Source organism: Enterobacter chuandaensis, from assembly GCF_039718975.1.
Classification (GTDB): Bacteria; Pseudomonadota; Gammaproteobacteria; order Enterobacterales; family Enterobacteriaceae; genus Enterobacter; species Enterobacter chuandaensis.
In genome coordinates this window covers 4,291,217-4,317,927 of the sequence record NZ_CP097173.1, presented here as the reverse complement: position 1 = coordinate 4,317,927, position 26,711 = coordinate 4,291,217, and the positions used below count along the sequence as shown (strand labels likewise).

The window sequence follows — 26,711 nt, the reverse complement described above, 5'->3', positions numbered from 1 at the left end:
AACGTCCGTCCACCACGCACGACGTCTTACTCTTCGCGCAGAAGCTGTTCGACGGCGTCTACCACATCCTGAACGGTACGAACCGATTTGAAGGTTTCCGGCTTGATTTTCTTACCGGTTTTCTTCTGCAGATGGACAATCATGTCCACCGCGTCAATGCTGTCCAGCTCCAGATCTTCGTAAAGACGGGCTTCGGGCGTAATGTCCTGCGGGTCGATTTCAAAGAGTTTGGTCAGAAGGCCGCAGACTTCCTGATAAATGGTTTCCTGGTCGGTCATCGTTCACACCTCAGGCGCGTTGAGCGTGGATAAAGGACGCCAGCGTGGCGACGGAAAAGAAGTGCTGGCGCATCTCTTCGCTTTCGGCAGAAAGCACCACGCCATACTGGTTTTTCACCGCCAGACCCAGCTCCAGCGCGTCGATAGAGTCGAGACCCAGCCCGTCGCCAAACAGCGCGGCATCGGTATCAATATCCTCTGCGGTAAGCTCGTCCAGATTCAGCGTGGTGATAATGAGATTCTTAATTTCAAGATAAAGCGCTTGCATCATTAATTCCTGACAAAGATTGAAGGCCTGATGTTAATCGATGCTGCAGGTGCCGGTTTAACTGCCTTGCCGCCAGTGCCGGTTCTTGTTGCCTTGCATCGTAAAATTCGTCGATGTTCACGCGATCGCGGACATCCACGGTGAAGACGGGTTTTGCGGGCGGTACATCATACCAGCGGCTTTTTTTATCCAGCAGGTGCTCGCTGCAGTGGATGAGAACGATCCGCAGATCGCTGTGGCAGCGCACGGCGATATTTGCCGCGCCGCGCTGGAGGGTCATCGCCTCGCCTGGGCGGGTCCGCGTCCCTTCCGGGAAGATTAACAGCGTGTCGCCCTGGGCCAGACGCTGCTGGCTGGCGGCGAGCAGGGGCTCGGCTTCGCTGTTAATCAGATAGTCCGCCGCGCGGATAACGCCGCTGACAAACGGATTGCGCAGCAGGGCGCTTTTCACCAGACAGTCGGTTTCCGGCATCACCGACGCCAGAATCACATAGTCAATTAACGTCGGGTGGTTAGCCACCACCAGACAGCCCCGTTCGCCGCGCAGGGCGTCAAGATTGTGGATACGATAGTCCAGCACCCCGGTGCCGCGGGCCACGGTTAAGAAGAAGCGGAAGCTGGCCGCAATGCTGCGGCGTGCCAGACGACGGCGTTTGGCGCGATCGCGCTGGGCAATCAGCAGCAGGTTGAACCAGACCAGCGACAGCAGCAGTCCGCCCGCGCCAAACAGCGCGAAGCAGAATCCGGTCATGACCAAACGCCATAGCCAGTTGATGCGGGCGGTCAGGCGGTTCATTGGCGCGTCCACTGCCACAGCAAACGTTCGCCGGAGACCACAAACTGGCTTTCCTCGCTGAGGTAGCGTTGCAGGAACATCAGGCTTTGCGGCAGGGCGGGCTCCTCACCCGTGCTGCCGCTGCGGGTCTCACATTGCAACTCGCGGCCAGCTTCAATCACCAGCGCCAGCGCGTACGGCCAGGTGGGCATCTGCGGCGGTAACGCCGGGTGGTAAAATTCCGGCAGCGCGCCGTCAAAGTCCACCAGCAGGACGCGGGAGTAGCCCGCCTGCAGCAGGCTCAGCACTTCGCATAAGGCCTGCTGGAAGGTGTCCAGCCCGGCAGAGATGGATGACGAGACGATGGCCTGGCGTGCGGTAATCGTGAGATTGCCTACCGCGGAATTGTGCACGGACATGGCGAAGTCGGTAGGCGAAACGGACTGCCCGGTCGCCAGAGCATGCAGGATACGGTAGTTGCGCTCCAGCTCGCCGTGGCGGCTGGCATAGACGACGGCGTCAATGGCGTGGCTTTGCAGCATGGCAAGACCAATATCCACCGCCAGCTTACTGCCTGAATTGAGGCGGCGCGCGGTCATCATCGGTAACGCGGTCAGCCGTGGGAGCGGCGCTGATGGGTCTATCGTCGCCTGCAGGCGTGACCACGCCTGCCACTCTGCGGCATCGCTTAGTCCTGGCGCTCTTGCCTGCCAGTCAATAATGTTCAGTGAAAATTTCATCTACGCGCGTCCGCGGAAAAACCGTATTCAAAGGGCAGGCTGGGCCACCCGGGCAGCTAAACTGCTCTATTGTTCACGTTTGTTGCAAATCAACAGGGTATGACCTACCCCAAGGTTATCCAGCCGCTGTTCTACGCTGAAACCCGCTCTCTCCAGGTAGTGATAAAACTTCTCTACGCTGTAAAACCGGCTATTACCATTCGCCATACAGGTGAAGTAGAGCGAGGTGGCATTCAGGCTGAAAGAGGCCGCTTCAAACTTCTGGGCATCCCAGAAAAGCTCCATAATGCACAGCCGTGCGCCTGGCTTCATGGCCTCTGCGACGCGCGTCAGCATGGCGACAATCTGATCCGGAGAGAAACAGTCCAGGAACTGGCTCATCCACCAGACGTCGGCATCACCCGGCAATGTCGCTGGGCTAAGCATATCGACAGCATGGAATCCAATACGATGAGAAAAACCTGCTTTTGCGATGTTTTCCTGCGCCAGCGCTACCTGCTGAGGCAGATCGAGGATCGTCACGGCAACGTTGTCGTCATAGCGGCAGCAGCGTAACGCCCATTTACCCGTATTTCCGCCTACATCGTACAATTTTGTCGGCGAGCTTGCGAATATATATGGCAACGCAGCGTCAAACGCGGCGTCGGAATAGTAGTGATCGAAGGCGAACCAGCTCTCTTTCGCCGGAGCCGGTAATTGGGATAATGCCGGGTAGATGGTCGGCCAGTTGCCAAACACCGCTAATCCGGCCGGCTTTTCTTCCTGCAGGGCATCCGCCAGGTGAAATAATCCCTGATAACAAACGTCCTGAGTAAAATCCATATTTACGCGGGTCATTTCGTCGTGCAGTAAAAAATGGCCTACTTTCGCCAGAAAATAACGTCCATTCTGTTGAGTAACGATTCGACCGCTTAATCCCATATCCAGTAGTACGCTGGCGCCATAGCTGCCGAGCGTGCTGTTTTCGGTTATTTCTTCAAGGCTGGCACCCGCTTTACCCTGTTTATCGAGCCAGGCGAGAATGCCTGAGTTACGCAGACAAAGCGCGGTCTGAAATAACATCGGCGCAAATGCGATGCGTTGCGCTTCGGTAATGGCATCCAGTGCGCTGAGCGTGTCCTTTTCGTACATTGCTGCATAACCTTTCAGGGCAAGAAATAGGGGTTATCGGGCCATATCTGGCCCGACTTTAGAAAAATATTACAGTGCAGCGCCCGCAGAGAGGTTCAGCTGAATATCGTGGTCGAGGTTATTCACCCAACGGTTATAATTTTTGTGAATTTTACCGTCTGCCGCTTTCAGGTTCAGGCTGCTTTCGTAATTGATTGAATAGCTTGTTGCTGAATACGGAATACGCACCTGGACGGAGTGATCGCGCGCCTGTAAACGCCCCTTAATCACGCCCGGACCCGCTTCCGTCATGATCCAGTCACGTTTCTGGCCCGCTTTCAAAATCGCCGTTTTCACCTGTTCGGCAGTATGGCCTGCACTGACGGTGGAGTGAACCTGAGCGATAGGGGCGGTACGCGCACAGCCTGCCAGTGCGCCAACGAATACTGCTGCTGCACACCATTTAACGATCTTTTTCATCAACAACTCCATATCAATAATAACAATTAAAGTTAGTGGTTTTCACAAATAATATTCATCCAGTCCGTCGTTTGCGCTGGGTGTATTTTTAATCAATATTAATGTTTGCATTACGTTGACGCGAAGGAGGGGTATAATATCACGGAAAAAATAGCGCTTTTCGGTTTTTTTCAATTTGCGTTAGAGCAGTCATTGCGTTTTGTAGAAATACGTGGGGAGCAAATAAAAACAGAATTAATATACCTTAACGCAAATAAAAAATACCGCGACGGATGATAATCGCGGTAATGTACGGCGTATTATTGACGCTTTAAACCTACCGATACTGGTAGGTTTGCTACCCCGGCAGCCGGCTTTTTGGCCGCCCCGGCCCAAGCAGGATCGCCAGCTTGCTGCCCCCTTTGGTGGTTTCCATCCAGATTTTACATACGCTGGTCAGCGGGACCGACAGCAGCATGCCGACCGGGCCCAGCAGCCATCCCCAAATCAACAAGGATAAAAACACCACCTGCGTCGACATGCCGAGCCGGTGTCCCATCATCCGCGGTTCAAGAATATTACCCAGCACCATATGCACGACGAGGAACAGCGCGCCGACCAGCATACATTCGTAAAAACCGTTAAACAGAAACGCCTGAATCATCGGCGGCACGGCGGAAAGCACCGCGCCAATATTCGGCACGTAGTTCAGCAGAAACGCCAGTACGCCCCACATCAGCGCGAACTGGACGTCCATCAGCATCAGCCCCAGCCAGACAATAATCCCGGTCCATACGCTGAGCAGCGTTTTCAGCGCCAGATATTTGGAGACGCCCTTTAATGCACGGTGTAAACCGGCAATATGTATTTGCGGGTTGTTTAAAGCAAAGCGTAGCTTATACGGAACATGACGCACTTCGAACAGCATAAACACCACCGTCATGACCAGCAGCAAAATGCTGGCCATCGCGCCGGAAAGACCGGTCATCAGCGTGGTGGCGTAGGTCATGACCTTCTCGGAATCCATCCTGCGCAGCATCCGTTCGGGTGAGATATGCAGGTTAAGAAAGGGCATCATCTCCTGCAGCGCGACGATCTTACGCGTCAGCTCTTTATTGTACTGCGGCAACATGGTGGAGAATTCGCTCAGTGACGCCGCCAGTACGCCGAAGAGCGCCGTCAGGCCAATCAGCATCACAATAACCACGATGGTGATGGCCACCGGGCGGCTCACGCCCCGACGTAAAAACCAGGTCACCAGCGGATTGAGGACAATGGCAAAAAAGAGCGCCAGCAGGAGCTGGACGATAATGTCAGCGGCAGCATGGATACCCGCAAGGATAACCACCAGACAGGCGAGTTTTAATAAGATATGGAGTCCTGCTTTATCGGGCTGGGGAGCTAACATGCGCGTTCCTTAATAAGATGACCCGATAAGTGTAGTGCCTGGGGGCCGCTTCGTCTGGCACCGATAATCTGAAAGTCGGGGCTGATTTTCTTATTGCGCCGTGGTAATAGTGAAACACTGTTGCAAAAAATCAGGTAGAACCCGATGCCCGAACCTGCCGCCGAACCGGCGCTGAGCGGATTGCGCCTCAATCTGCGCATTGTTTCCGTTGTTATCTTCAACTTTGCCAGCTACTTAACGATCGGCCTGCCGCTGGCGGTTCTGCCGGGCTACGTCCATGACGTGATGGGGTTTAGTGCATTCTGGGCGGGACTTGTCATCAGCCTGCAGTATTTCGCCACGCTTCTGAGCCGCCCGCACGCCGGACGCTACGCCGATCTTTTCGGTCCAAAACGCATTGTGATTATGGGGCTCTGCGGCTGCTTTCTGAGTGGCCTGAGCTACCTGCTGGCCGCTACCACCAGCCACTGGCCGCTGGTCAGCCTGGCGCTGCTCTGTCTGGGGCGCGTCATTCTCGGCATTGGGCAAAGCCTGGCAGGAACCGGCTCGACGCTGTGGGGCGTGGGGGTTGTCGGTGCGCCACACATTGGCCGGGTGATCTCGTGGAACGGGATCGTCACCTACGGGGCGATGGCGCTCGGCGCACCGCTTGGCGTGGCTTGCTTTGCGCTTGGCGGGCTGTATGGCCTGGCCATCACCATTATGGCGGTCGCGCTTGCGGCGATTCTGTTTGCGCTGCCGCGCCCGAAGGTGAAGGCCAGCAAGGGCAAGCCGCTGCCGTTTCGGGCCGTGCTGGGGCGCGTCTGGCCTTACGGCATGGCGCTGGCCCTGGCGACCACCGGCTTCGGCGTGATTGCGACCTTCATTACCCTGTTTTATGACGCCAAAGGCTGGGAGGGGGCGGCCTTTGCGTTAACCCTCTTTAGCGGAGCGTTTGTGGGCACGCGCCTGCTTTTCCCGAACGGCATCAACCGTCTGGGCGGGCTGAACGTGGCGATGATCTGCTTTGCGGTAGAGATTGTCGGGCTGCTGTTGACCGGCATCGCGATGGTGCCCTGGATGGCGAAAATTGGCGTATTCCTCGCAGGGGCGGGGTTTTCACTGGTCTTCCCGGCGCTGGGCGTGGTGGCGGTTAAAGCCGTGCCGCAGCAGAACCAGGGGGCGGCGCTGGCGACCTATACGGTATTTATGGATATGTCTTTAGGCATTACCGGCCCTCTGGCGGGGCTGGTGATGGCCCGGGCAGGGGTACCGGTGATCTACCTTGCCGCGGCGGGTCTGGTAATGATTGCGTTGTTGCTGACGTGGCGGCTAAAAAAATGGCCCCCGGTGCAGGCACCGGAGGCCACGTCATCATCGTGAAGCGTTACTGGATCACGATGGTGTTAATGATGTTTTCAGCAGCCGTCTGCGCTTTCTGCTGGTCTTCCGCTGGCAGGGTAATCTGCAGGGTCAGCAGTTTGTTATCCACCTTGCCCAGCACCACAGAAGAATAAGCGGTCTGGCCTTTTGCGGAGATGATGCTGTCCAGCTGTTGCAGCTTATGGCCTTTCAGCTCGATGGATTTATTCGTCACCACCTGCAACTGCGGATCGCGGCCGCGCTGCTGGTCTTCCAGACGTTTGGACAGGACGGCCAGGTCTTCGCTGGTGTCGTCGCCCACAATCACAATGACCGCTTTCTGGCCGGTTGCGTCGGAGTAAACGTGCATGTTGTTCGCCTGGGTGCCCAGCTTGCCGCTCTGGTCAGTCATATCGGCTGGCAGAGAGAAACTGAGTTTGCCATCCATCAGATTCACCGGCTGACCGGTCGCGTTGCTCTCTGCGGATGCGCCCTGAGCAGGCGTTTTCGTGTCGCTGTTATCACAGGCTGCAAGACCCACAACCAGCAGGCCAATCCCGACATATTTAACCAGATTGCGCATTGACTTCTTCCTTTCGATAAACGGCCATAGCGGCTCATTCACCCATCTTATCACAACTGTTAAAGCGAACCCTTAACCAGCCTGCAATGCCGTGATTTCAGATTTATCTGCCAGCCTTTTCAGCAACATATTCAGCAGCACGCCGTACATCGGCAGGAAGAAAACAATGCTTATAAGCACCTTGAAGCAGTAGTCCACCAGCGCGATCTCCATCCAGTGCTCGGCCATGAAGGCATCCGGGCTGCGCCAGAAGGCGATGAAGAAGAAGGCCAGGGTATCGCTCACGTTGCCGAACAGCGTGGACGCGGTCGGCGCCATCCACCAGCGATGATTCTGGCGCAGGCGGTTAAACACGTGCACGTCGAGGATCTGCCCCAGCGCGTAGGCCATAAAGCTCGCTGCGGCGATACGGGCGACAAACAGGTTGAAGTGGGTCAGCGCCTCAAAGCCCTGCCAGCTTCCCATGTAAAACAGGGAGGAGATCACGTACGAGATGAACAGCGCCGGGAGCATGACCGCAAAAATAATGCGACGCGCCAGCGGGGCGCCAAAGATACGCACGGTCAGATCGGTGGCGAGGAAAATAAACGGAAAACTGAATGCGCCCCAGGTGGTATGAAAACCAAAAATGGAGATAGGGAGCTGCACCAGATAGTTGCTGGAGGTGATCACCAGCAAATGGAAAAGCGAAAGCCAGAACAACGCTTTTACGCGCTGTGATTCAGAAAACTGCGTCATATTGTGACCTTTTTATACGTTGGGGTGAGGGAACCCAATAAAAACCGCAGCATGATACTGCTTTGGCTGGACATTGCAATGGTTAGTTTTTGCGCAATCGTTAACCTGGTTTGCATTGCCCGCGCCGGGGCGTAAACTACAGCCGTTTTTACCTGACCGAGAAGATCATGACCGACCTGTTTTCCAGCCCAGACCACACCCTTGATGCCCAGGGCCTTCGCTGCCCGGAGCCGGTAATGATGGTACGTAAAACCGTGCGTAACATGCAGACCGGTGAAACGCTGCTGATTATTGCCGACGATCCGGCCACCACGCGCGATATTCCCGGTTTTTGTACCTTTATGGAGCATGAGCTGGTGGCGCAGCAGACCGAGGCGCTGCCGTATCGGTATTTGATTCGTAAGGGTTAGGTGGGCTGTCCTCTGCGGCCTGATGCCCTCACCCCGGCCCTCTCCCACAGGGAGAGGGAGAAAGTCAGCCTTTCATCCACGCCCGGATCCCATCCAGGAACATCTGCGTTGCCATCATCACCAGAATCAGCCCCATCAGGCGCTCCAGCGCGTTCACCCCTTTCTCGCCCAGCAGGCGCAGGAACAGCGAAGACTGCAGCAGGATGATAAACGTCCCGCCCCAGGCAATTAGCAGGGCAATCACCAGATGGCTCATCTGATTAGGATACTGATGCGACAGCAGCATCAGCGTGGCCAGAATCGTTGGCCCGGCGACGAGTGGAATCGCCAGCGGCACGATAAACGGCTCTTCACCCGCGGGCAGGCCGCTGCTGCTGCCTTCGGCGCTCGGGAAAATCATCTTAATGGCAATCAGGAACAGAATAATCCCGCCGGAAATTGAGACCGTTTCAGCGCGCAGATTCAGGAAAGCGAGGATTTTTTCACCCGCGAACAGGAAAATAAACATCACCAGCAGGGCGATGAGCAGTTCACGGATCATGATCGCCCGGCGGCGCTTCGGCTCGGTGTGCTTCAGCACCGACATGAAGATTGGCAGATTACCGAGCGGATCCATAATCAGGATCAATAAAACCGCGGCGGAAATGATTTCACTCATCTTTAAATTATCCCTGATACTTAGTAGTGTTATTCCGATGATTAGCACTTTTTCTGATAGCCGGGCAATCATCGATTAATTTCGCTTGCGACTTTGGCAGCATTTTGTAATGTGAAGCATATCCCAGTTCAATACTGGCTTGCACAATCAGCACACACCCTCAGCAGGAAAAAAATGCTATGAAAAACGTTGGTTTTATCGGCTGGCGCGGTATGGTCGGCTCTGTACTCATGCAACGCATGGTTGAAGAGCGCGATTTCGACGCCATCCGCCCGGTCTTCTTCTCTACTTCCCAGCTCGGCCAGGCTGCACCGTCCTTTGGTGGTACCACAGGCACGTTGCAGGATGCTTACGATCTGGAAGCGCTGAAGGCACTCGACATTATTGTGACCTGCCAGGGCGGCGATTATACCAACGAAATCTATCCGAAGCTGCGTGAAAGCGGCTGGCAGGGCTACTGGATTGACGCGGCCTCTTCACTGCGCATGAAAGACGATGCGATCATCATTCTCGACCCGGTTAACCAGGGCGTGATCACCGACGGCCTGAACAACGGCGTGAAAACCTTTGTCGGCGGTAACTGCACCGTCAGCCTGATGCTGATGTCCCTCGGCGGCCTGTTCGCGCAGGATCTGGTGGAGTGGGTCTCCGTGGCGACCTACCAGGCGGCCTCCGGCGGCGGCGCGCGTCATATGCGCGAGCTGCTGACCCAGATGGGCCAGCTGCACCAGAGCGTCGCGACCGAGCTGGCAAACCCGGCGTCCGCGATCCTCGACATCGAGCGTAAGGTCACTCAGCTGACCCGCAGCGGCGAGCTGCCGGTGGATAACTTCGGCGTACCGCTGGCCGGTGGCCTGATCCCGTGGATCGACAAACAGCTGGATAACGGCCAGACCCGCGAAGAGTGGAAGGGCCAGGCGGAGACCAACAAAATCCTCGCGACCGCGAACACCATTCCGGTTGACGGTCTGTGCGTGCGTATCGGCGCGCTGCGCTGCCACAGCCAGGCCTTCACCATTAAACTGAAAAAAGATGTGTCTATTCCGACCGTGGAAGAGCTGCTGGCCGCACACAACCCGTGGGCGAAAGTGGTGCCAAACGATCGCGATATCACCATGCGTGAACTGACCCCGGCAGCCGTGACCGGCACGCTGACCACCCCGGTTGGCCGCCTGCGCAAGCTGAACATGGGGCCGGAGTATCTCTCCGCATTCACCGTCGGCGACCAGCTGCTGTGGGGTGCCGCAGAGCCGCTGCGCCGCATGCTGCGCCAGCTGGCGTAATAATTTGTTAAACACGGGGGGGGTGATTTTCGCCCCCCTTTTTATGCGTACTACATGGAGTAAAACGCAGATGTCTTATTTTTTATCGGGAGGAACCACGTCGTTGGCTATGCTTTAAGGAAGATTTATTTCTCACCTGAGGGTAGGACGGAGCAGAGAGGATTAGCTGCACCGTTTAGGTCACATTAAAAGTCGTCCCGGAGCGCGTAAAAAGGGCGACATAAAAAAACAGGATGAATACCATGTCCGATCGTATTTCGAGAGACGTGATTAATGCGCTTATTGCGGGTCACTTTGCCGACCCCTTTTCTGTGCTAGGGATGCACCGTACAGAGGCCGGACTGGAAGTTCGTGCGCTGTTACCGGATGCAACAGAAGTGTGGGTTATCGAACCCAAAACCGGCCGCAAGGTGGGTAATCTGGAATGCCTCGACTCGCGTGGCTTCTTCTCGGGCGTGATGCCCCGCCGTAAAAACCCCTTTCGTTACCAGCTCGCCGTCATCTGGCACGGCCAGCAAAACCTGATTGACGATCCCTATAGCTTCGGCCCGCTCTTAAAAGAGATGGACGCCTGGCTGCTGTCCGAAGGGACCCATTTACGCCCTTACGAAACGCTGGGTGCCCATGCGGATACCATGGACGGTATCACCGGCACGCGCTTTTCCGTATGGGCGCCAAACGCCCAGCGCGTCTCCGTCGTCGGGCAGTTCAACTACTGGGACGGTCGTCGTCACCCCATGCGCCTGCGTCGGGAAACCGGCATCTGGGAGCTGTTTATCCCCGGCGCGCACAACGGTCAGCTCTACAAATTTGAGATGATCGATGCCAACGGCAAGCTGCGTATTAAATCCGACCCGTACGCCTTTGAGGCAGAGCTGCGCCCGAATACCGCCTCGCTGATTTGCGGGCTGCCGGAAAAGGTTGTCCAGACGGAAGAGCGCAAGCAGGCCAACCGCTTCGATGCGCCGATCTCCGTTTATGAGGTGCATCTCGGCTCGTGGCGTCGTCACACCGATAACAACTTCTGGCTGAGCTATCGCGAGCTGGCGGACCAGCTGGTGCCATACGCCAAATGGATGGGCTTTACCCATCTGGAGCTGCTGCCGATCAATGAGCACCCGTTCGACGGCAGCTGGGGCTATCAGCCTACCGGGCTGTATGCACCTACTCGCCGTTTCGGTACCCGCGATGACTTCCGCTATTTTATCGATGCCGCGCACGCCGCCGGGCTGAACGTGATCCTCGACTGGGTGCCGGGCCATTTCCCGTCGGATGATTTTGCGCTGGCAGAGTTCGACGGCACGAAGCTGTACGAGCACAGCGACCCGCGCGAAGGCTATCACCAGGACTGGAACACGCTGATCTACAACTACGGTCGCCGTGAAGTGTCGAACTATCTGGTCGGGAACGCGCTGTACTGGATCGAGCGCTTCGGCATTGATGCCCTGCGCGTGGATGCGGTGGCCTCAATGATCTACCGCGACTACAGCCGCAAAGAGGGGGAGTGGATCCCGAACGAGTATGGTGGCCGTGAAAACCTGGAAGCGATTGAGTTTCTGCGCAACACCAACCGCATCATCGGTGAGCAGGTGGAAGGCGCCGTGACCATGGCGGAAGAGTCCACCGACTTCCCGGGCGTTTCCCGTCCACCGTCAATGGGCGGTCTGGGCTTCTGGTACAAGTGGAACCTCGGCTGGATGCACGACACGCTCGACTATATGAAGCTCGACCCGGTCTATCGTCAGTATCACCACGATAAGCTCACCTTCGGGCTGCTCTACAACTACACCGAAAACTTCATGCTGCCGCTGTCGCACGATGAAGTGGTGCACGGCAAGAAATCCATTCTCGACCGCATGCCGGGCGACCCGTGGCAGAAATTTGCCAACCTGCGCGCCTACTACGGCTGGATGTTCGCCTTCCCGGGCAAAAAGCTGCTGTTTATGGGCAATGAGTTCGCCCAGGGGCGCGAGTGGAACCACGACTCAAGCCTCGACTGGCATCTGCTGGAAGGTGCGGACAACTGGCACCACGGCGTGCAGCGCCTGGTGCGCGATCTGAACCTGACCTACCGCCACCACAAAGCGCTGCACGAGCTGGACTTCGATCCGTACGGCTTTGAATGGCTGGTGGTGGACGACCACGAGCGCTCGGTGTTTGTCTTTGTGCGCCGCGACAAAGCGGGTAACGAGATCATCGTTGCCAGCAACTTTACCCCGGTGCCGCGCGAACACTATCGCTTCGGCATTAACCAGCCGGGTAAATGGCGCGAAATTCTCAATACCGACTCCATGCACTACCACGGCAGTAACGCCGGTAACGGCGGGCTGGTGCAAAGCGATGCCATCGAAAGCCACGGCCGGCCGAACTCCCTGAGCCTGACGCTGCCGCCGCTTGGCACCATCTGGCTGGTGCGGGAGGGCGAATGACGCAGCTCACGGCAGGTAAACCCGAACCGCTCGGGGCGAGCTTTGACGGAAAGGGGGTGAACTTCACGCTCTTTTCTGCTCACGCGGAACGGGTGGAACTCTGTGTGTTTGACGGGAAAGGTAACGAGCACCGTTACGATTTACCGGCGCGCACGGAAGATACCTGGCATGGCTACCTGGCCGGAGGACGGCCAGGAATGCATTACGGTTTTCGCGTTCACGGCCCCTGGGTGCCTTCTCAGGGGCACTGGTTTAACCCGGCGAAGCTGCTGATTGACCCGTGCGCGTACCGCGTGGACGGCGAGTTTAAAGACGACCCGCTGTTCCACGTTGGCTACGGCGAACCTGACCACCGCGACAGCGCGTCCGTCGCGCCCAAAAGCGTGGTGGTGCACGATCTCTACGACTGGGAAGACGATGCCCCGCCGCGCACGCCGTGGGGCAACACCGTCATTTATGAAGCGCACGTCAAAGGGCTGACGTATCTGCACCCGTCGATCCCTAAAGAGATGCGTGGCACCTACAAAGCGCTTGGGCATCCGACGATGGTCGCTTACCTGAAGCACTTAGGCATCACCGCGCTGGAGCTACTGCCCGTGGCGCATTTCGCCAGCGAACCGCGTCTACAGCGTCTTGGGTTAAGCAACTACTGGGGCTACAACCCGCTGGCGATGTTCGCCCTTGACCCACGCTATGCCGCCCATCCGGAAAAGGCGCGGGATGAGTTTCGCGATGCGGTGAAGGCGCTTCACGCGGCGGGCATTGAGGTCATTCTGGACGTGGTGCTGAACCACAGTGCGGAAAGCGATCTTGACGGTCCGACGCTCTCACAGCGCGGAATCGATAACCGTAGCTATTATTGGATCAGGGACGACGGCGATTACGAGAACTGGACCGGGTGCGGTAACACCCTCAACCTCAGTCATCCGGCGGTCACGCATTACGCGTATGAATGCCTGAAATACTGGGTTGAGACGTACCACGTGGACGGTTTTCGTTTCGACCTGGCGCCAGTGATGGGGCGTACCCCGGCGTTCAGCCAGCAGGCGCCGCTGTTTGAGGCGATAAAAAACTGTCCGGTGCTTTCACAGGTGAAGCTCATCGCAGAGCCGTGGGACATTGGTGAGGGTGGTTATCAGGTGGGAAACTTCCCGCCGCTGTTTGCCGAGTGGAACGACCACTATCGCGACGTTATCCGCCGCTTCTGGCTGGCGCGCGATCTGTCGCTGGGGGAGTTCGCCGGACGCTTTGCCGCTTCAAGCGATCTCTTTAAGCGCGACGGCAAACGTCCGTCGGCCACCGTTAATCTGGTGACGGCGCACGACGGTTTCACGCTGCGTGACTGTGTTTGTTTCAATCAGAAACACAATGAGGCAAACGGCGAAGAGAATCGCGATGGGACTAACAATAACCATAGCTTTAACCATGGTATAGAAGGGTTAGGCGGAAGTCTGGATGTGATCGAGCGGCGACGCGCCAGCGTTCATGCGCTGCTGACGACGCTTTTGCTGTCGCAGGGTACGCCGATGCTGCTGGCGGGCGACGAGCACGGCCACAGCCAGCACGGCAACAACAACGCCTATTGCCAGGACAATACCTTAACCTGGCTCGACTGGGGAGAGGCGAACAGCGGGTTGACCCATTTCACCGCGGCGCTGATCCACCTTCGCCAGCAGATCCCCGCCCTTACCGCCAACAGCTGGTGGGAGGAGGGCGACGGCAACGTTCGCTGGCTGAATAAAGACGCGCAGCCGTTGAGCGCGCAAGAGTGGCAACACGGCACCACCTGCCTGCAAATCCTGCTCTCGGATAAGTGGCTGGTGACGCTGAACGCGACGGACGACGTCGCAGAGATTGTTTTACCTGACGGGGAGTGGCGAGCTGTTCCCCCCTTTGCCGGAGCGGATAATCCGGTAGTAATGGCTGTCTGGCACGGGCCTGCGCACGGAGTGTGCGTATTCCAAAGATGATAAAAAAGGAGTTAGTCATGGTTAGATTAGAGAAGAACGATCCGTTAATGTTGGCGCGCCAGCTACCATTAAAAACAGTTGCCCTGATACTCGCGGGCGGGCGTGGTACCCGTCTGAAAGATTTGACCATCAAGCGCGCCAAGCCGGCCGTTCACTTTGGTGGTAAGTTCCGCATTATCGACTTTGCGCTCTCCAACTGCCTGAACTCGGGCATTCGCCGCATTGGCGTCATTACGCAGTATCAGTCGCACACGCTGGTGCAGCACATCCAGCGCGGCTGGTCATTCTTCAGCGAAGAGATGAACGAGTTTGTCGATCTGCTCCCGGCGCAGCAGCGCGTTCACGGGGAGAACTGGTACCGCGGCACGGCGGATGCGGTGACCCAGAACCTCGACATCATTCGCCGCTACAACGCGGAATACATCGTCATCCTCGCGGGGGACCACATCTACAAGCAAGATTACTCCCACATGCTGATCGACCACGTTGAAAAAGGGGCGCGCTGCACCGTGGCGTGTCTGCCGGTGCCCGTTGCGGAAGCAACCGCGTTTGGCGTGATGCATGTAGATGGCGACGACAAGATTATCGACTTCGTTGAAAAACCGGCGAACCCGCCAACCATGCCAGGCGACGACACCAAATCGCTCGCCAGCATGGGGATCTATGTCTTTGATGCAGATTATCTTTATGAGCTGCTGGAAGAAGACGACAAAGACGAAAGCTCCAGCCACGACTTCGGTAAAGACATCATCCCGAAAATTACCAAAGCTGGCATGGCGTATGCACATCCCTTCCCGCTGTCCTGCGTGCAGTCTGACCCGAATGCGGAGCCTTACTGGCGCGATGTGGGAACCCTGGAAGCGTACTGGAAAGCCAACCTCGATCTGGCATCCGTGACGCCTGAGCTGGATATGTACGACCAGAACTGGCCAATTCGCACCCATATGGAATCGCTGCCGCCGGCGAAGTTCGTCCAGGATCGCTCCGGTAGCCATGGCATGACCCTGAACTCGCTGGTTTCCGGCGGGTGCATCATCTCCGGTTCTGTGGTGGTGCAGTCCGTGCTGTTCCCGCGCGTGCGTATAAACTCATTCTGTAATATCGATTCGGCGGTTCTGCTGCCGGATGTCTGGGTAGGGCGTTCGTGTCGTCTGCGTCGCTGCGTGATCGACCGTGCCTGCGTCATTCCTGAAGGAATGGTGATTGGTGAAAACGCGGAAGAAGACGCGCGTCGCTTCTACCGTTCTGAAGAGGGGATCGTGTTAGTCACACGGGAAATGTTGCGGAAGCTGCAGATCAAACAGGAGCGATGATGCAGGTTTTACACGTATGTTCTGAGATGTTCCCGTTGTTAAAAACGGGCGGCCTGGCGGATGTTCTTGGTGCATTACCCGCGGCGCAAATCGCCGGTGGAGTCGATACCCGCGTCCTGCTGCCCGCCTTCCCGGATATCCGGCGCGGCATTCCCGATGCAAAGGTCGTGACGCGCCGTGAAACCTTTGCCGGACGCATCACCCTGCTGTTTGGACATTACAACGGCGTAGGGATTTACCTGATCGACGCGCCGCACCTGTACGACCGACCGGGCAGCCCGTATCACGATACGAACCTGTTCGCCTACACCGACAACGTGCTGCGCTTTGCGCTGCTCGGCTGGGTAGGGGCAGAGATGGCCGTCGGGCTGGATCCTTTCTGGCGTCCGGATGTCGTCCACGCGCACGACTGGCACGCCGGGCTGGCGCCTGCGTATCTGGCGGCGAAAGGGCATCCGGCCAAATCGGTCTTTACGGTGCACAACCTCGCGTATCAGGGCATGTATTACGCCCATCATATGAATGACATCGATCTGCCATGGTCGTTCTATAACATGCACGGTCTGGAGTTTAACGGGCAGATCTCGTTCCTGAAGGCGGGGCTGTACTACGCCGACCATATTACGGCGGTGAGCCCAACCTACGCGCGTGAAATCACCCAGCCGGAGTTTGGCTACGGTCTGGAAGGGCTGCTGCAGCAGCGCCACCGTGAAGGCCGCCTGTCGGGTATTCTGAACGGCGTGGATGAGCAGATCTGGAGCCCGGAAACCGATCTCCTGCTGGCCGCACGCTATGGCCGCGACTCCGTGGAAGACAAAGCGGAAAACAAACGCCAGCTGCAGATTGCAATGGGTCTGAAGGTCAACGACAAGGTGCCGCTGTTTGCGGTGGTCAGCCGCCTGACCAGCCAGAAGGGGCTGGATCTGGTGCTGGAGGCGCTGCCAGGGTTACTGGAGCAGGGCGGCCAGCTGGCGCTGCTCGGCGCGGGTGACCCGGTGCTGCAGGAAGGTTTCCTCGCCGCCGCGGCGGAACATCCGGGGCAGGTGGGCGTGCAGATTGGCTATCACGAAGCGTTCTCGCACCGCATCATGGGCGGTGCGGACGTGATTCTGGTGCCGAGCCGGTTTGAGCCCTGTGGCCTGACGCAGCTCTACGGCCTGAAATACGGCACCCTGCCGCTGGTACGCCGCACGGGCGGGCTGGCAGATACGGTGTCGGATAGCTCTCTGGAAAACCTGGCGGACGGCATCGCCAGCGGCTTTGTCTTTGAAGACAGTAACGCCTGGTCGCTGCTTCGGGCGATTCGGCGTGCTTTCGTCTTGTGGTCCCGTCCATCCCTGTGGCGTTACGTTCAGCGTCAGGCGATGTCCATGGACTTTAGCTGGCACGTTGCGGCGCAGTCCTACCGCGACCTTTATCAACGCTTGATGTAACGAGGCGAAGTTACTGATATGAATGCTCCATTTAGCTACTCTTCCCCCACGCTCAGCGTTGAGGCGTTAAAGCACTCCATCGCCTACAAGCTGATGTTCACCATCGGGAAAGATCCGGTCATTGCCAACAAGCACGAGTGGCTGAACGCCACGCTGTTTGCGGTGCGAGACCGTATGGTCGAACGCTGGCTGCGCTCTAACCGCGCCCAGCTTTCGCAGGAGACGCGGCAGGTTTACTACCTGTCGATGGAATTTTTGATTGGCCGCACCCTTTCTAACGCGCTGCTGTCGCTGGGTATTTACGACGACGTCAAAACCGCGCTGGAAGAGATGGGGCTGGATTTAGAAGAGCTGATTGACGAAGAGAACGACCCGGGGCTGGGCAACGGTGGTCTGGGGCGTCTTGCCGCCTGCTTCCTCGACTCGCTGGCGACGCTGGCGCTGCCGGGCCGCGGGTACGGCATTCGCTACGACTACGGCATGTTCAAGCAGAACATCGTTGACGGTCGTCAGAAAGAGTCCCCGGACTACTGGCTGGAATATGGCAACCCGTGGGAATTCAAGCGCCACAACACGCGCTACAAGGTGCGCTTTGGCGGACGTATTCAGCAGGAAGGGAAAAAATCCCGCTGGGTGGAAACCGAAGAGATCCTCGCCGTGGCCTATGACCAGATCATCCCCGGCTACGACACCGACGCGACCAACACCCTGCGCCTGTGGAACGCCCAGGCGAGCAGCGAGATCAACCTCGGCAAATTTAACCAGGGCGACTACTTTGCGGCGGTGGAAGATAAAAACCACTCCGAGAACGTTTCCCGCGTGCTGTACCCGGATGATTCAACCTACTCCGGGCGCGAGCTGCGCCTGCGCCAGGAGTATTTCCTTGTCTCCGCAACGATTCAGGATATCCTCAGCCGCCACCATCAGCTGCATAAGACCTACGCCAACCTGGCCGAGAAGACGGCGATTCACCTCAACGACACCCATCCGGTGCTCTCCATTCCTGAGCTGATGCGCCTGCTGATTGACGAGCATAAGTTCAGCTGGGACGACGCGTTTGAGGTAACGTGTCAGGTGTTCTCTTACACCAACCACACCCTGATGAGTGAAGCGCTGGAGACCTGGCCGGTGGACATGCTCGGCAAAATCCTGCCGCGCCACCTGCAGATTATCTTCGAGATCAACGACTACTTCCTCAAGACGCTGCAGGAGCAGTACCCGAACGATACCGGCCTGCTGAGCCGTGCCTCGATCATTGATGAATCTAACGGTCGCCGCGTGCGCATGGCGTGGCTGGCGGTGGTGATCAGCCACAAGGTCAACGGGGTGTCTGAGCTGCACTCGAACCTGATGGTGCAGTCCCTGTTCGCTGACTTCGCGAAGATCTTCCCGACGCGTTTCTGCAACGTGACCAACGGCGTTACGCCACGCCGCTGGCTGGCGTTGGCCAACCAGCCGCTCTCTGACGTGCTGGATGAGAATATCGGTCGCACCTGGCGCACCGATTTGAGCCAGCTGAGCGAGCTTGAACAGCACATTGATTTCCCGACGGTGAACAAGGCCGTGCGTGAAGCCAAGCTGCTGAACAAAAAACGTCTCGCGGTCTGGCTGGCGATGCACCTCAACGTGGTGGCAAACCCGAAAGCGCTGTTCGACGTGCAGATCAAACGCATCCACGAGTACAAGCGTCAGCTGATGAACGTGCTGCACGTGATCACCCACTACAACCGCATTAAGGCCGATCCGACCGCCGAGTGGGTGCCGCGCGTGAAGATCTTCGCCGGTAAGGCCGCGTCCGCCTACTACATGGCGAAACACATTATTCACCTGATCAACGACGTGGCGAAGGTGGTGAACCAGGATCCGGATATTGGCGACAAGCTGAAGGTGGTGTTCATCCCGAACTACAGCGTGAGCCTGGCGCAGCTGATCATCCCGGCGGCGGATCTCTCCGAGCAGATCTCCACGGCGGGAACGGAAGCGTCCGGCACCAGTAACATGAAGTTTGCCCTCAACGGCGCGCTGACCATCGGCACCCTGGACGGCGCGAACGTCGAGATGCTGGAGCACGTAGGGGAAGAGAATATCTTTATCTTCGGCAATACCACCGAAGAAGTGGAGGCGCTGCGGAGAAAAGGCTACTCCCCGCGTGAGTTCTACGAAGGGGATGAAGAGCTACGTCAGGTCCTGACGCAGATTGCGACCGGTGTGTTCAGCCCCGACGAGCCGGGCCGCTATCGCGATCTGGTGGATTCGCTGATTAACTTTGGCGACCACTACCAGGTGCTGGCGGATTATCGCAGCTACGTGGACTGTCAGGATAAGGTGGACGAGCTGTACCGTCAGCAGGAGAAGTGGACCAGCGCGGCGATGCATAATATCGCCAATATGGGGTATTTCTCGTCTGACAGGACTATCAAGGAGTATGCCGAGAATATCTGGCATATTGATCCGGTGCGGTTGTAAAAACAAAGCCCGGTGGCGCTGCGCTTACCGGGCCTACGGGATCGAGTAGGCCGGGTAAGGCGGAGCCGCCACCCGGCTTTTTTTATTTACGACGCCAGCGACAATTCACGCTTTCCCGCATGCTGCTGCAACCACTGTGCCACGCGAGACTGCTGCTCGGCGTTAAGCCACATCCCTTCTTTAGTACGACGCCAGACGGCATCTTCGAGACGGCGAACCCACTCGTGCTCAACCAGGTAGCGCAACTCGGCCTCATACAGCTCGTGGCCGAAATGTTCACCCAGATCGGCGAGCGCTTTCGCGTCGCCCAGGAACAGCTCGGTATTGCTGCCGTAGGTGCGGGCGTAGTGACGCGCCATCCCTTCGGTAATGAACGGGAAGCGACGGCGCAGCTTCGCGGCGTAATCGTCGCGGTTACCGCCGATATCCCCGCCGGGCAGCACCGCCTCTTTGGTCCACGCCGGGCCAATGCCTTTGTAGTATGGCGCCAGTTTTTCCAGCGCGTGCTCGGCCAGCTTGCGGTAGGTGGTCAGTTTGCCGCCAAACACCGACAGCAGCGGCGCCTGTCCATCTACGTCGTGGATATCGAGCGTGTAGTCGCGGGTGATGGCCTGCGGTGAGTCAGACTCGTCATCGCACAGCGGACGCACGCCGGAGTAGGTCCAGACCACGTCATCGCGTGACAGCTGTTTCTTAAAGTGTGCGTTATACACTTTCAACAGGTAGTTCACTTCGCTCTCGTCGATCTCGACGTTTTTCGGGTCGCCTTTGTACTCCACGTCGGTGGTGCCGATAATGGAGAACTCGTCCATCCACGGGATCACAAACACGATGCGTTTATCTTCGTTCTGCAGAATGTAGGCCTGCTTCTGGGTATGCACGCGCGGCACCACAATGTGGCTGCCTTTAATCAGGCGGATGCCGTACGGGGAAGGCAGATGCATGCCGTCGTCGAAGAACTGCTTCACCCACGGACCGGTGGCGTTCACCAGGCCGCGCGCTTTCCAGCTGAATTTCTCGCCGGTATCGATGTCTTCCGCTTCCACAATCCACAGGCCGTTTTCACGACGGGCGGCGGTCGCGCGGGTGCGGGTTTTCACCTCGCCGCCTTTCTTCTCGACCATCTGCGCATTCGCCAGCACCAGGCGCGCATCGTCCACCCAGCAGTCGGAATATTCGAAACCGCGCACGATTTCAGGCTTAAGGACCGATTCTGAGCCAAAACGCAAACCGTTCGAGCCCGGCAGGCTGGTGCGTTTACCCAGGTGATCGTACATAAACAGGCCGATGCGGATCATCCACGCCGGACGCAGGTGCGGGCGGTGAGGCAGGCGGAAGCGCATCGGGATCGCCAGATGCGGGGCCATTTTCAGCAGCACTTCACGTTCGGCCAGTGCTTCGCTGACCAGGCGGAATTCGTAGTGTTCCAGGTAGCGCAGGCCACCGTGGATCAGCTTGGAGCTGGCGGACGACGTCGCGCAGGCGAGATCGTTAGCTTCCAGCATCAGCACGGATAAACCGCGTCCTGCGGCATCAACCGCAATACCGGCACCGTTGATGCCACCGCCTATCACAATCAGATCTTTGGTTTCCATAACACCCTCATGCACTTTCGTTAAAGCTCAAAAATGTTCGATATCGCTCATAATAGCAAAGGAACGCGCTTTTGGTAACATCAAAAAAACAATTTAGAGTGATATGGATAACATAATGGCGTTTACCCGCCGCCAGGACGTACACTACGGGGTAAAATCTTGTCGTTGACCACTGTAAAGAGAACACCATGGATCAGTTTGAATGCATTAACGTAGAAGAAGCCCATCAGAAGATGCACCAGGGAAAAGCGGTGCTGGTGGACATCCGCGATCCGCAGAGTTTTGCGATGGGCCACACGCCGGGCGCGTTCCATCTCACCAACGACTCATTAGGCGCGTTTATGCGCGATAACGACTTTGAAACGCCCGTTATGGTCATGTGCTACCACGGCAACAGCAGCAAAGGCGCGGCGCAGTACCTGATTCAGCAAGGCTATGACGCGGTATACAGCGTCGACGGCGGCTTCGATGCCTGGCATCGTCATTTCCCGGCAGAAGTGGAATACGCGTTTGAGCGCTAATCCCGCTATACTGTCCCCTTTTGTGTGGAAATAAGCGACCGCTGCCCATGTTGATGATCACCTCTTTTACCAACCCGCGCGTCGCCCAGGCGTTTGTCGACTATATGGCGACGCAGGGCGTTATTCTGACCATCCAGCAACATACTCAGACCGACGTCTGGCTGGCCGACGAGAGCCAGGCAGGGCGGGTAAACGAGGAGCTGGCGCGTTTCCTTGAGAACCCCGGCGACCCGCGCTATCTGGCGGCAAGCTGGCAGTCCGGCCAGACCGGCAGTGGACTTCACTACAGCCGTTTTCCCTTCCTTGCCACGATTCGCGAGCGCGCGGGCCCGTTTACGCTGCTGCTGATGGCGGCCTGCATTATTGTCTTCATTATTATGAACGTGGTGGGCGACCAGAGCGTGATGATCGCGCTGGCGTGGCCGTACGATCCGTCGCTGGATTTCGACGTCTGGCGCTATTTCACCCACGCGCTGATGCACTTCTCGGTAATGCATATCCTCTTTAACCTGCTGTGGTGGTGGTATCTCGGCGGTATCGTTGAGAAGCGGCTCGGCAGCGGCAAGCTGATTGTTATCACGATTATCAGCGCCCTGCTGAGCGGCTATGTGCAGCATAAATTCAGCGGCCCGTGGTTCGGTGGGCTGTCTGGCGTGGTATACGCCCTGATGGGCTACGTCTGGCTTCGCGGGGAGCGCGACCCGGAAAGCGGCATCTATTTACAACGCGGATTAATAGCCTTTGCGTTAATATGGCTAATTGCCGGATGGTTTGATCTGTTTGGTATGTCTATCGCCAATGGTGCGCACGTCACCGGCCTGGCTGTCGGGCTGGCAATGGCACTGGCCGACACGCTCCATGCGCGAAAACGAACATAATTTTCAGGGATAATTGATGAAACAAACACAACGTCATGACGCCATTATCGAACTGGTCAAAAAACAGGGATACGTCAGCACCGAAGAGCTGGTAGAGCAGTTTGCCGTCAGCCCGCAAACCATCCGTCGTGATCTGAACGATCTGGCCGATCAGAACCGTATTTTGCGCCATCACGGCGGCGCGGCGCTGCCGTCCAGCTCGGTCAACACCTCCTGGCACGACCGTAAAGCCACGCAGACGGCAGAGAAAGAGCGCATTGCGCGTAAAGTTGCCAGCCAGATCCCGAACGGGGCGACGCTGTTTATTGACATCGGCACCACGCCGGAAGCGGTCGCCCATGCGCTGCTGGATCACGAGAACCTGCGCGTGGTGACCAACAACCTGAACGTTGCTAACACACTGATGCAGAAAGACGATTTCCGCATCATCCTCGCGGGCGGCGAACTGCGCAGCCGCGACGGCGGGATTATTGGCGAAGCGACGCTCGACTTTATCTCTCAGTTCCGCCTGGACTTCGGCATTCTGGGGATCAGCGGCATCGACAGCGACGGCTCATTGCTGGAGTTTGATTACCACGAGGTGCGCACCAAGCGTGCGATTATTGAAAACTCACGCCACGTGATGCTGGTAGTGGACCATTCGAAGTTTGGTCGTAACGCGATGGTGAATATGGGCAGCATCAGCATGGTGAATGCGGTCTACACCGACGTGATGCCACCGGCGGGCGTGATGCAGGTGATTAAAGATAATAATTTGCAGCTGGAACTGTGCTAACGGTTGTGTCGGGTGGCGCTGCGCTTACCCGACCTACAAAACCCGTAGGCCCGTGCAAGCGTAGCGCCGCCGGGCAATGAATTACACTCCGTATCCCATCATCTTCAACAATTGCTGTGCATGCTGCACCGCGTCCTGACGGTGCGCCACGCCCAGCTTTTGATACAGATTGCGAATGTGCGTTTTGATGGTGGTTGCCGCCACCGCCAGCTCACCGGCAATCTGCTCGTTGCTGTAGCCGGAATAGATCAGCCCCAGCACCTGCCATTCGCGCTGGGTGAGCGGGCTGGTGCGAATAAGCTCCGGCACTTCCGGGTGGTTCAGCAGACGTTCCACGAAGTTCTCATCGAAATGCGCAAACTTGTGGCGATGATGCTGGTTAATCTCGCGCAGAATGCGCTGGGCGCGATGCTGATCCAGCTCCGGCAGCGTGTTGAGCTGAATCAGCTGGCGCAGCTGCTGCGCCATCACTTCACCTTCAATCACGAAGTGGCTGATAAACCCGGTGCGGTTCGCCAGCTGCAAGGCTTCCAGCAGCACGCGCTGGGCGTCATTTTTACGCCCGGCCTGCCAGTAAAGCTGGTTTAACAGCAGCAGGTTGCGGTTCAGGTCGCTCATCAGACGCAGGCTGCGGGCGTTTTCGTTTAACTCTTCCAGCACAATTTCGGCAGGCTCAAAGTCACCCAGCAGGATCTGCACGCGGGCGATGTTGCGCCACTGGCTTTGCAGGAAGTGGTTATTGGCAAATTCCGGTTTAGGCGTCTGGCGCAGCCAGTTGGCGGCGGATTTTTTGTCCCCTGTCATCTGCCAGTAAATCACCCGCACCTTGTCGGCGTTCGATACCCAGTCGCTGTGGTACTGACCGTTGCCGAGCAGGTTTTCCAGACGGTTAAGGTGATTGCGGGCGTTATCCAGATCGCCACGCGCCAGCGAGCACTGCACCAGCAGGGCCAGACACTGCAATTGCTGCTGAGGCTGGAAGCCAGAAAGCACGTTTACACCCTGACGGGCGCAGCTTTCTGCTTCATCCAGGCGCGACCATGCCCACAGCAGCTGAGCGCGAATGCGCAACAGGAACTCGTGCATCGGCAGCTGTTCCAGGTGCTGTTCACGAATCAGCTGGAACGCTTTTTCCTGATTTTCCCAGGCGGCCTGCAGGAACCCCTGAGCAAATAAAATCTCACTTTGCTGGATCAGGCTCCACAGGGCGTAGTGCCAGACATCATGGCGGCGCGCCATCTGCTCGGTTTGCTGCATCAGCGAAAGGGAGCGCGTCAGCTCGCCTTTGCAGTGCAGCACTTCGCCGTGTACCGAGGTGGCCACAATTCGGCTGTAGAAATTCGCCAGCGGCAGTTCGTCCAGCGCGACCATCGCCAGTCGTTCAGCTTCATCCGCATCGCCGTCGTTAATCGCGACCTGCGCCCGCAGGGCGTTAAATTCGCCGTGCAGGGTGGTATCCATTTCGCTTTCCATCTCCTGCTCGGCACGCGCCAGCAGGGTATTCACTTCGCTGTAGCGGTGCTGACTTTGCATCAGCCAGGCCTGGAGCAGCACCAGGCGCGGGTTCTCCAGCAGGCTCTCCCACGGCAGGGCTTTCAACGATTCTTCCAGCAGCGTCAGTTCGCTGTGGTTAAACAGCCCCCACGCGTGGTTGAGCAGGATATCGCGCAGCATGCTGGCATCACCGGCGGCCAGCGCGTGATGGATAGCTTCGCTCGGGAAGCCTTGAGCCATCCAGCTTTCGGCGGCAGCGCGGTGGATTTCCGGTAATTCCGTGGCCAGCTCCCACTGACAGCGCTGGCGCAGGAAACTGCCAAACAGCGGGTGGTAGCTGAACCACTCGCCGGGATCGTCCATGCGCGTCAGGAACAGCCCCTGACGCTCAATCTCTTCCAGCTGTAGCTGACCGTTTTCACAGCCGGTAACGCGCACAATCAGCGCGTCGTTCATGGAACGCAGCAGGGAACTTTTCAGCAGAAAATTGCGGGTGGAGGGATCGACGCTGTTGAGCACCTCATCCACCAGGTAATCAGAGAGATGGCTGGCGTTGATGCCGGCCAGACGACGCGCAGACTGGTGCGTCGGGCTGTTGTTTTGTCGCGCGGAAAGGGCAATCAGCTGCAGCGCCGTGGCCCAGCCCGCGACATCATCACACAGGCGGCTGCTTTCGGAGGCCTCAATGGGGGAGGTCAGGCGGCAGTCGAAGAACTGTTTCGCTTCCTGGTGGGTGAAGGCCAGCTGCTGGCTGCCCACTTCCAGAAGCTGATCGCGCACGCGCAGGTTGGCAATACCGAGCTGCGGCAGGTTGCGTGACAGCACGACTAAGGTCAGGTTTTCCGGCTGGTGGCGCAGGAAGAAGCGCATCGACTCATGGATAACCGGGTTCGTAATCAGATGATAGTCATCAATCACCACGTACAGCGGACGATGCCATTCGGCCAGCTCGATAAACAGCTGGGAGAAAAGGGAGGACAAGCTGGCGTACTGGCGCTTTTGCACCATTGCCTCGCTGGCGACGCAGTGTCCATTGGTTGCCTGTTGAATAGCGGCAATCAGATAGCTGGCAAAACGCTCTTGCTGGTTATCGCCCTCGTCGAGGGAGTACCAGCCAAGATCGCTCTTACCTGCGGCCCATTGCGAAATGAGCGTTGTTTTTCCATAACCTGCAGGGCTCGTAACCAGCGCCAGTCGGAAATTATGCGCGCCGGAAAGTTTAGCCAACAGACGCTCGCGGACCACTGTATGGTCAAGACGAACCGGGCGACTTAATTTAGACGGAATCAACATAGGTTTCACTTCACTGTGGGGAACGAGAGAATTTATTTTTTTTGCGCTTCGTAATTAATAGCTATAAGGTCGGTCAGAAAGAGAACTATTGCAAGTTATGTCTGGCTTTTGTGGCTCTGAATTTGCACTCTGTCACAAAACATTCAGACTGTTGCTGGAACTTTTTCAAAAATGCGTTGACACCGCGCCACTGCTGGCTTGTATGGATGTCAGGCGGTTGCGCTGAAACTGGTTTCAGAAAGGGATAATGACGTCGAATTTAATAAACTTCGGGTAAAGTTGAGTGAGATTAATAATCTCCTTAGGCAGAACCCGATTGCTGAAATATTATTCTCCGTAAGCAATCATTTCCGCGTGGATTAATTTCTTCCAAAACTGCATTTCATTTCTTTGACATTCTCCCCGGTTACTTTTTCCTCTTCCGGGCACACTCAAACTATGCTCTCTGAGTGGCCTCGATCACACTTTTACGCTCATCCCCGCTACTCCTCCC

General features: G+C 57.3%; 23 protein-coding genes. 11 read left to right on the top strand and 12 right to left on the bottom strand.

Annotation, left to right across the window (positions count from 1 at the left end; all coding sequences use genetic code 11):
- Positions 1–26 precede the first annotated feature (26 nt).
- From MX657_RS20840 to MX657_RS20810, 7 genes are all read right to left on the bottom strand, one after another.
- Complete coding sequence (locus tag MX657_RS20840; protein WP_080329068.1) at positions 27–278, bottom strand: acyl carrier protein; 252 nt, start codon at positions 276–278, stop codon at positions 27–29.
- A gap of 10 nt (positions 279–288) precedes the next feature.
- Positions 289–546, bottom strand: a complete 258-nt coding sequence (locus MX657_RS20835; protein WP_028014701.1) for a phosphopantetheine-binding protein — start codon at positions 544–546, stop codon at positions 289–291.
- On the bottom strand, positions 527–1,342 hold the full coding sequence (locus MX657_RS20830) for a lysophospholipid acyltransferase family protein (protein ID WP_346806663.1): 816 nt from the start codon (positions 1,340–1,342) through the stop codon (positions 527–529). The genes MX657_RS20835 and MX657_RS20830 overlap by 20 nt, the downstream gene beginning before the upstream one ends.
- Complete coding sequence (locus MX657_RS20825; protein WP_119916331.1) at positions 1,339–2,061, bottom strand: beta-ketoacyl synthase chain length factor; 723 nt, start codon at positions 2,059–2,061, stop codon at positions 1,339–1,341. The genes MX657_RS20830 and MX657_RS20825 overlap by 4 nt, the downstream gene beginning before the upstream one ends.
- A gap of 66 nt (positions 2,062–2,127) precedes the next feature.
- Positions 2,128–3,192 carry a methyltransferase gene (locus tag MX657_RS20820; RefSeq protein ID WP_119916332.1) on the bottom strand — a complete coding sequence of 355 codons (1,065 nt, stop codon included), beginning with the start codon at positions 3,190–3,192 and terminating at the stop codon, positions 2,128–2,130.
- A gap of 69 nt (positions 3,193–3,261) precedes the next feature.
- Positions 3,262–3,651 (bottom strand): hypothetical protein, encoded by a 390-nt coding sequence (locus tag MX657_RS20815; protein WP_346806661.1) that lies wholly within the window; start codon positions 3,649–3,651, stop codon positions 3,262–3,264.
- Between the two features lie 337 nt (positions 3,652–3,988).
- Positions 3,989–5,038 carry an AI-2E family transporter gene (locus MX657_RS20810; protein WP_346806659.1) on the bottom strand — a complete coding sequence of 350 codons (1,050 nt, stop codon included), beginning with the start codon at positions 5,036–5,038 and terminating at the stop codon, positions 3,989–3,991.
- A 144-nt stretch (positions 5,039–5,182) separates the two neighbouring features.
- Between MX657_RS20810 and MX657_RS20805 the strand changes: the two genes are divergently transcribed.
- Positions 5,183–6,400 carry an MFS transporter gene (locus tag MX657_RS20805; protein ID WP_119916333.1) on the top strand — a complete coding sequence of 406 codons (1,218 nt, stop codon included), beginning with the start codon at positions 5,183–5,185 and terminating at the stop codon, positions 6,398–6,400.
- Positions 6,401–6,404: 4 nt separating this feature from the next.
- On the opposite strand, the gene MX657_RS20800 is transcribed toward MX657_RS20805, so the two are convergent.
- Entirely contained in the window at positions 6,405–6,962 is a 558-nt protein-coding gene (locus tag MX657_RS20800) for a DcrB family lipoprotein (RefSeq protein WP_008503073.1), read from the bottom strand.
- Between the two features lie 72 nt (positions 6,963–7,034).
- A complete protein-coding gene (locus tag MX657_RS20795; RefSeq protein ID WP_028014693.1) occupies positions 7,035–7,700 on the bottom strand; it encodes a 7-cyano-7-deazaguanine/7-aminomethyl-7-deazaguanine transporter in 666 nt (221 codons plus the stop codon).
- 167 nt (positions 7,701–7,867) lie between these two features.
- Between MX657_RS20795 and tusA the strand changes: the two genes are divergently transcribed.
- Positions 7,868–8,110: a sulfurtransferase TusA gene (gene tusA / locus MX657_RS20790; protein ID WP_008503071.1), complete on the top strand. Its 243-nt coding sequence runs from the start codon at positions 7,868–7,870 to the stop codon at positions 8,108–8,110.
- A 64-nt stretch (positions 8,111–8,174) separates the two neighbouring features.
- Here the strand turns inward: tusA and yhgN are convergent, their stop codons facing one another.
- The gene (yhgN, locus tag MX657_RS20785) at positions 8,175–8,768 is read right to left on the bottom strand and encodes an NAAT family transporter YhgN (protein WP_003861574.1); all 594 of its coding nucleotides are present in this window, start codon (positions 8,766–8,768) and stop codon (positions 8,175–8,177) included.
- A 179-nt stretch (positions 8,769–8,947) separates the two neighbouring features.
- On the opposite strand from yhgN, the gene asd reads away from it, so the two are divergent.
- The 6 genes from asd (at position 8,948) to glgP (ending at position 19,662) form a co-directional block, all read left to right on the top strand.
- A complete protein-coding gene (gene asd, locus MX657_RS20780; RefSeq protein WP_033146834.1) occupies positions 8,948–10,051 on the top strand; it encodes an aspartate-semialdehyde dehydrogenase in 1,104 nt (367 codons plus the stop codon).
- A gap of 242 nt (positions 10,052–10,293) precedes the next feature.
- A complete protein-coding gene (gene glgB, locus MX657_RS20775) occupies positions 10,294–12,480 on the top strand; it encodes a 1,4-alpha-glucan branching enzyme (RefSeq protein ID WP_346806655.1) in 2,187 nt (728 codons plus the stop codon).
- Positions 12,477–14,450, top strand: coding sequence for a glycogen debranching protein GlgX (gene glgX / locus MX657_RS20770; RefSeq protein WP_346806653.1), 1,974 nt, complete (start codon positions 12,477–12,479; stop codon positions 14,448–14,450). Before glgB ends, glgX begins: the two co-directional genes overlap by 4 nt.
- A 17-nt stretch (positions 14,451–14,467) precedes the next feature.
- A complete protein-coding gene (gene glgC, locus MX657_RS20765; protein ID WP_080329059.1) occupies positions 14,468–15,763 on the top strand; it encodes a glucose-1-phosphate adenylyltransferase in 1,296 nt (431 codons plus the stop codon).
- Positions 15,763–17,196, top strand: coding sequence for a glycogen synthase GlgA (glgA, locus tag MX657_RS20760; RefSeq protein WP_061096850.1), 1,434 nt, complete (start codon positions 15,763–15,765; stop codon positions 17,194–17,196). Before glgC ends, glgA begins: the two co-directional genes overlap by 1 nt.
- An 18-nt stretch (positions 17,197–17,214) precedes the next feature.
- Positions 17,215–19,662 carry a glycogen phosphorylase gene (gene glgP / locus MX657_RS20755; protein WP_080329058.1) on the top strand — a complete coding sequence of 816 codons (2,448 nt, stop codon included), beginning with the start codon at positions 17,215–17,217 and terminating at the stop codon, positions 19,660–19,662.
- A gap of 86 nt (positions 19,663–19,748) precedes the next feature.
- Here glgP and glpD read toward each other — a convergent pair whose 3' ends face one another.
- Positions 19,749–21,257: a glycerol-3-phosphate dehydrogenase gene (glpD, locus tag MX657_RS20750; RefSeq protein ID WP_080329057.1), complete on the bottom strand. Its 1,509-nt coding sequence runs from the start codon at positions 21,255–21,257 to the stop codon at positions 19,749–19,751.
- A 188-nt stretch (positions 21,258–21,445) separates the two neighbouring features.
- Here glpD and glpE point away from each other — a divergent pair, with 188 nt between their 5' ends.
- From glpE to MX657_RS20735, 3 genes are read left to right on the top strand one after another with little or no spacing between them, the layout of a single operon-like run.
- Positions 21,446–21,778 (top strand): thiosulfate sulfurtransferase GlpE, encoded by a 333-nt coding sequence (gene glpE, locus MX657_RS20745; protein WP_080329056.1) that lies wholly within the window; start codon positions 21,446–21,448, stop codon positions 21,776–21,778.
- A 47-nt stretch (positions 21,779–21,825) separates the two neighbouring features.
- A complete protein-coding gene (gene glpG / locus MX657_RS20740; protein WP_080329055.1) occupies positions 21,826–22,656 on the top strand; it encodes a rhomboid family intramembrane serine protease GlpG in 831 nt (276 codons plus the stop codon).
- Positions 22,657–22,672: 16 nt separating this feature from the next.
- The gene (locus MX657_RS20735; protein ID WP_080329054.1) at positions 22,673–23,431 is read left to right on the top strand and encodes a DeoR/GlpR family transcriptional regulator; all 759 of its coding nucleotides are present in this window, start codon (positions 22,673–22,675) and stop codon (positions 23,429–23,431) included.
- Positions 23,432–23,512: 81 nt separating this feature from the next.
- On the opposite strand, the gene malT is transcribed toward MX657_RS20735, so the two are convergent.
- Positions 23,513–26,218, bottom strand: coding sequence for an HTH-type transcriptional regulator MalT (gene malT / locus MX657_RS20730; RefSeq protein WP_059355755.1), 2,706 nt, complete (start codon positions 26,216–26,218; stop codon positions 23,513–23,515).
- Positions 26,219–26,711: the final 493 nt, after the last annotated feature.

Bases quoted from the DNA above. Each gene is read 5' to 3' on its own strand.
- glpE (WP_080329056.1), top strand. From the start codon at position 21,446: ATGGATCAGTTTGAATGCATTAACGTAGAAGAAGCCCATCAGAAGATG.
- glgB (WP_346806655.1), top strand. From the start codon at position 10,294: ATGTCCGATCGTATTTCGAGAGACGTGATTAATGCGCTTATTGCGGGT.
- tusA (WP_008503071.1), top strand. From the start codon at position 7,868: ATGACCGACCTGTTTTCCAGCCCAGACCACACCCTTGATGCCCAGGGC.
- glpG (WP_080329055.1), top strand. From the start codon at position 21,826: ATGTTGATGATCACCTCTTTTACCAACCCGCGCGTCGCCCAGGCGTTT.
- asd (WP_033146834.1), top strand. From the start codon at position 8,948: ATGAAAAACGTTGGTTTTATCGGCTGGCGCGGTATGGTCGGCTCTGTA.
- MX657_RS20815 (WP_346806661.1), bottom strand. From the start codon at position 3,651: ATGAAAAAGATCGTTAAATGGTGTGCAGCAGCAGTATTCGTTGGCGCA.
- MX657_RS20820 (WP_119916332.1), bottom strand. From the start codon at position 3,192: ATGTACGAAAAGGACACGCTCAGCGCACTGGATGCCATTACCGAAGCG.
- MX657_RS20840 (WP_080329068.1), bottom strand. From the start codon at position 278: ATGACCGACCAGGAAACCATTTATCAGGAAGTCTGCGGCCTTCTGACC.
- glgA (WP_061096850.1), top strand. From the start codon at position 15,763: ATGCAGGTTTTACACGTATGTTCTGAGATGTTCCCGTTGTTAAAAACG.
- MX657_RS20735 (WP_080329054.1), top strand. From the start codon at position 22,673: ATGAAACAAACACAACGTCATGACGCCATTATCGAACTGGTCAAAAAA.
- malT (WP_059355755.1), bottom strand. From the start codon at position 26,218: ATGTTGATTCCGTCTAAATTAAGTCGCCCGGTTCGTCTTGACCATACA.
- MX657_RS20795 (WP_028014693.1), bottom strand. From the start codon at position 7,700: ATGACGCAGTTTTCTGAATCACAGCGCGTAAAAGCGTTGTTCTGGCTT.
- glgC (WP_080329059.1), top strand. From the start codon at position 14,468: ATGGTTAGATTAGAGAAGAACGATCCGTTAATGTTGGCGCGCCAGCTA.
- MX657_RS20835 (WP_028014701.1), bottom strand. From the start codon at position 546: ATGCAAGCGCTTTATCTTGAAATTAAGAATCTCATTATCACCACGCTG.
- MX657_RS20810 (WP_346806659.1), bottom strand. From the start codon at position 5,038: ATGTTAGCTCCCCAGCCCGATAAAGCAGGACTCCATATCTTATTAAAA.
- MX657_RS20830 (WP_346806663.1), bottom strand. From the start codon at position 1,342: ATGAACCGCCTGACCGCCCGCATCAACTGGCTATGGCGTTTGGTCATG.
- glgP (WP_080329058.1), top strand. From the start codon at position 17,215: ATGAATGCTCCATTTAGCTACTCTTCCCCCACGCTCAGCGTTGAGGCG.
- yhgN (WP_003861574.1), bottom strand. From the start codon at position 8,768: ATGAGTGAAATCATTTCCGCCGCGGTTTTATTGATCCTGATTATGGAT.
- glgX (WP_346806653.1), top strand. From the start codon at position 12,477: ATGACGCAGCTCACGGCAGGTAAACCCGAACCGCTCGGGGCGAGCTTT.
- MX657_RS20825 (WP_119916331.1), bottom strand. From the start codon at position 2,061: ATGAAATTTTCACTGAACATTATTGACTGGCAGGCAAGAGCGCCAGGA.
- MX657_RS20805 (WP_119916333.1), top strand. From the start codon at position 5,183: ATGCCCGAACCTGCCGCCGAACCGGCGCTGAGCGGATTGCGCCTCAAT.
- glpD (WP_080329057.1), bottom strand. From the start codon at position 21,257: ATGGAAACCAAAGATCTGATTGTGATAGGCGGTGGCATCAACGGTGCC.
- MX657_RS20800 (WP_008503073.1), bottom strand. From the start codon at position 6,962: ATGCGCAATCTGGTTAAATATGTCGGGATTGGCCTGCTGGTTGTGGGT.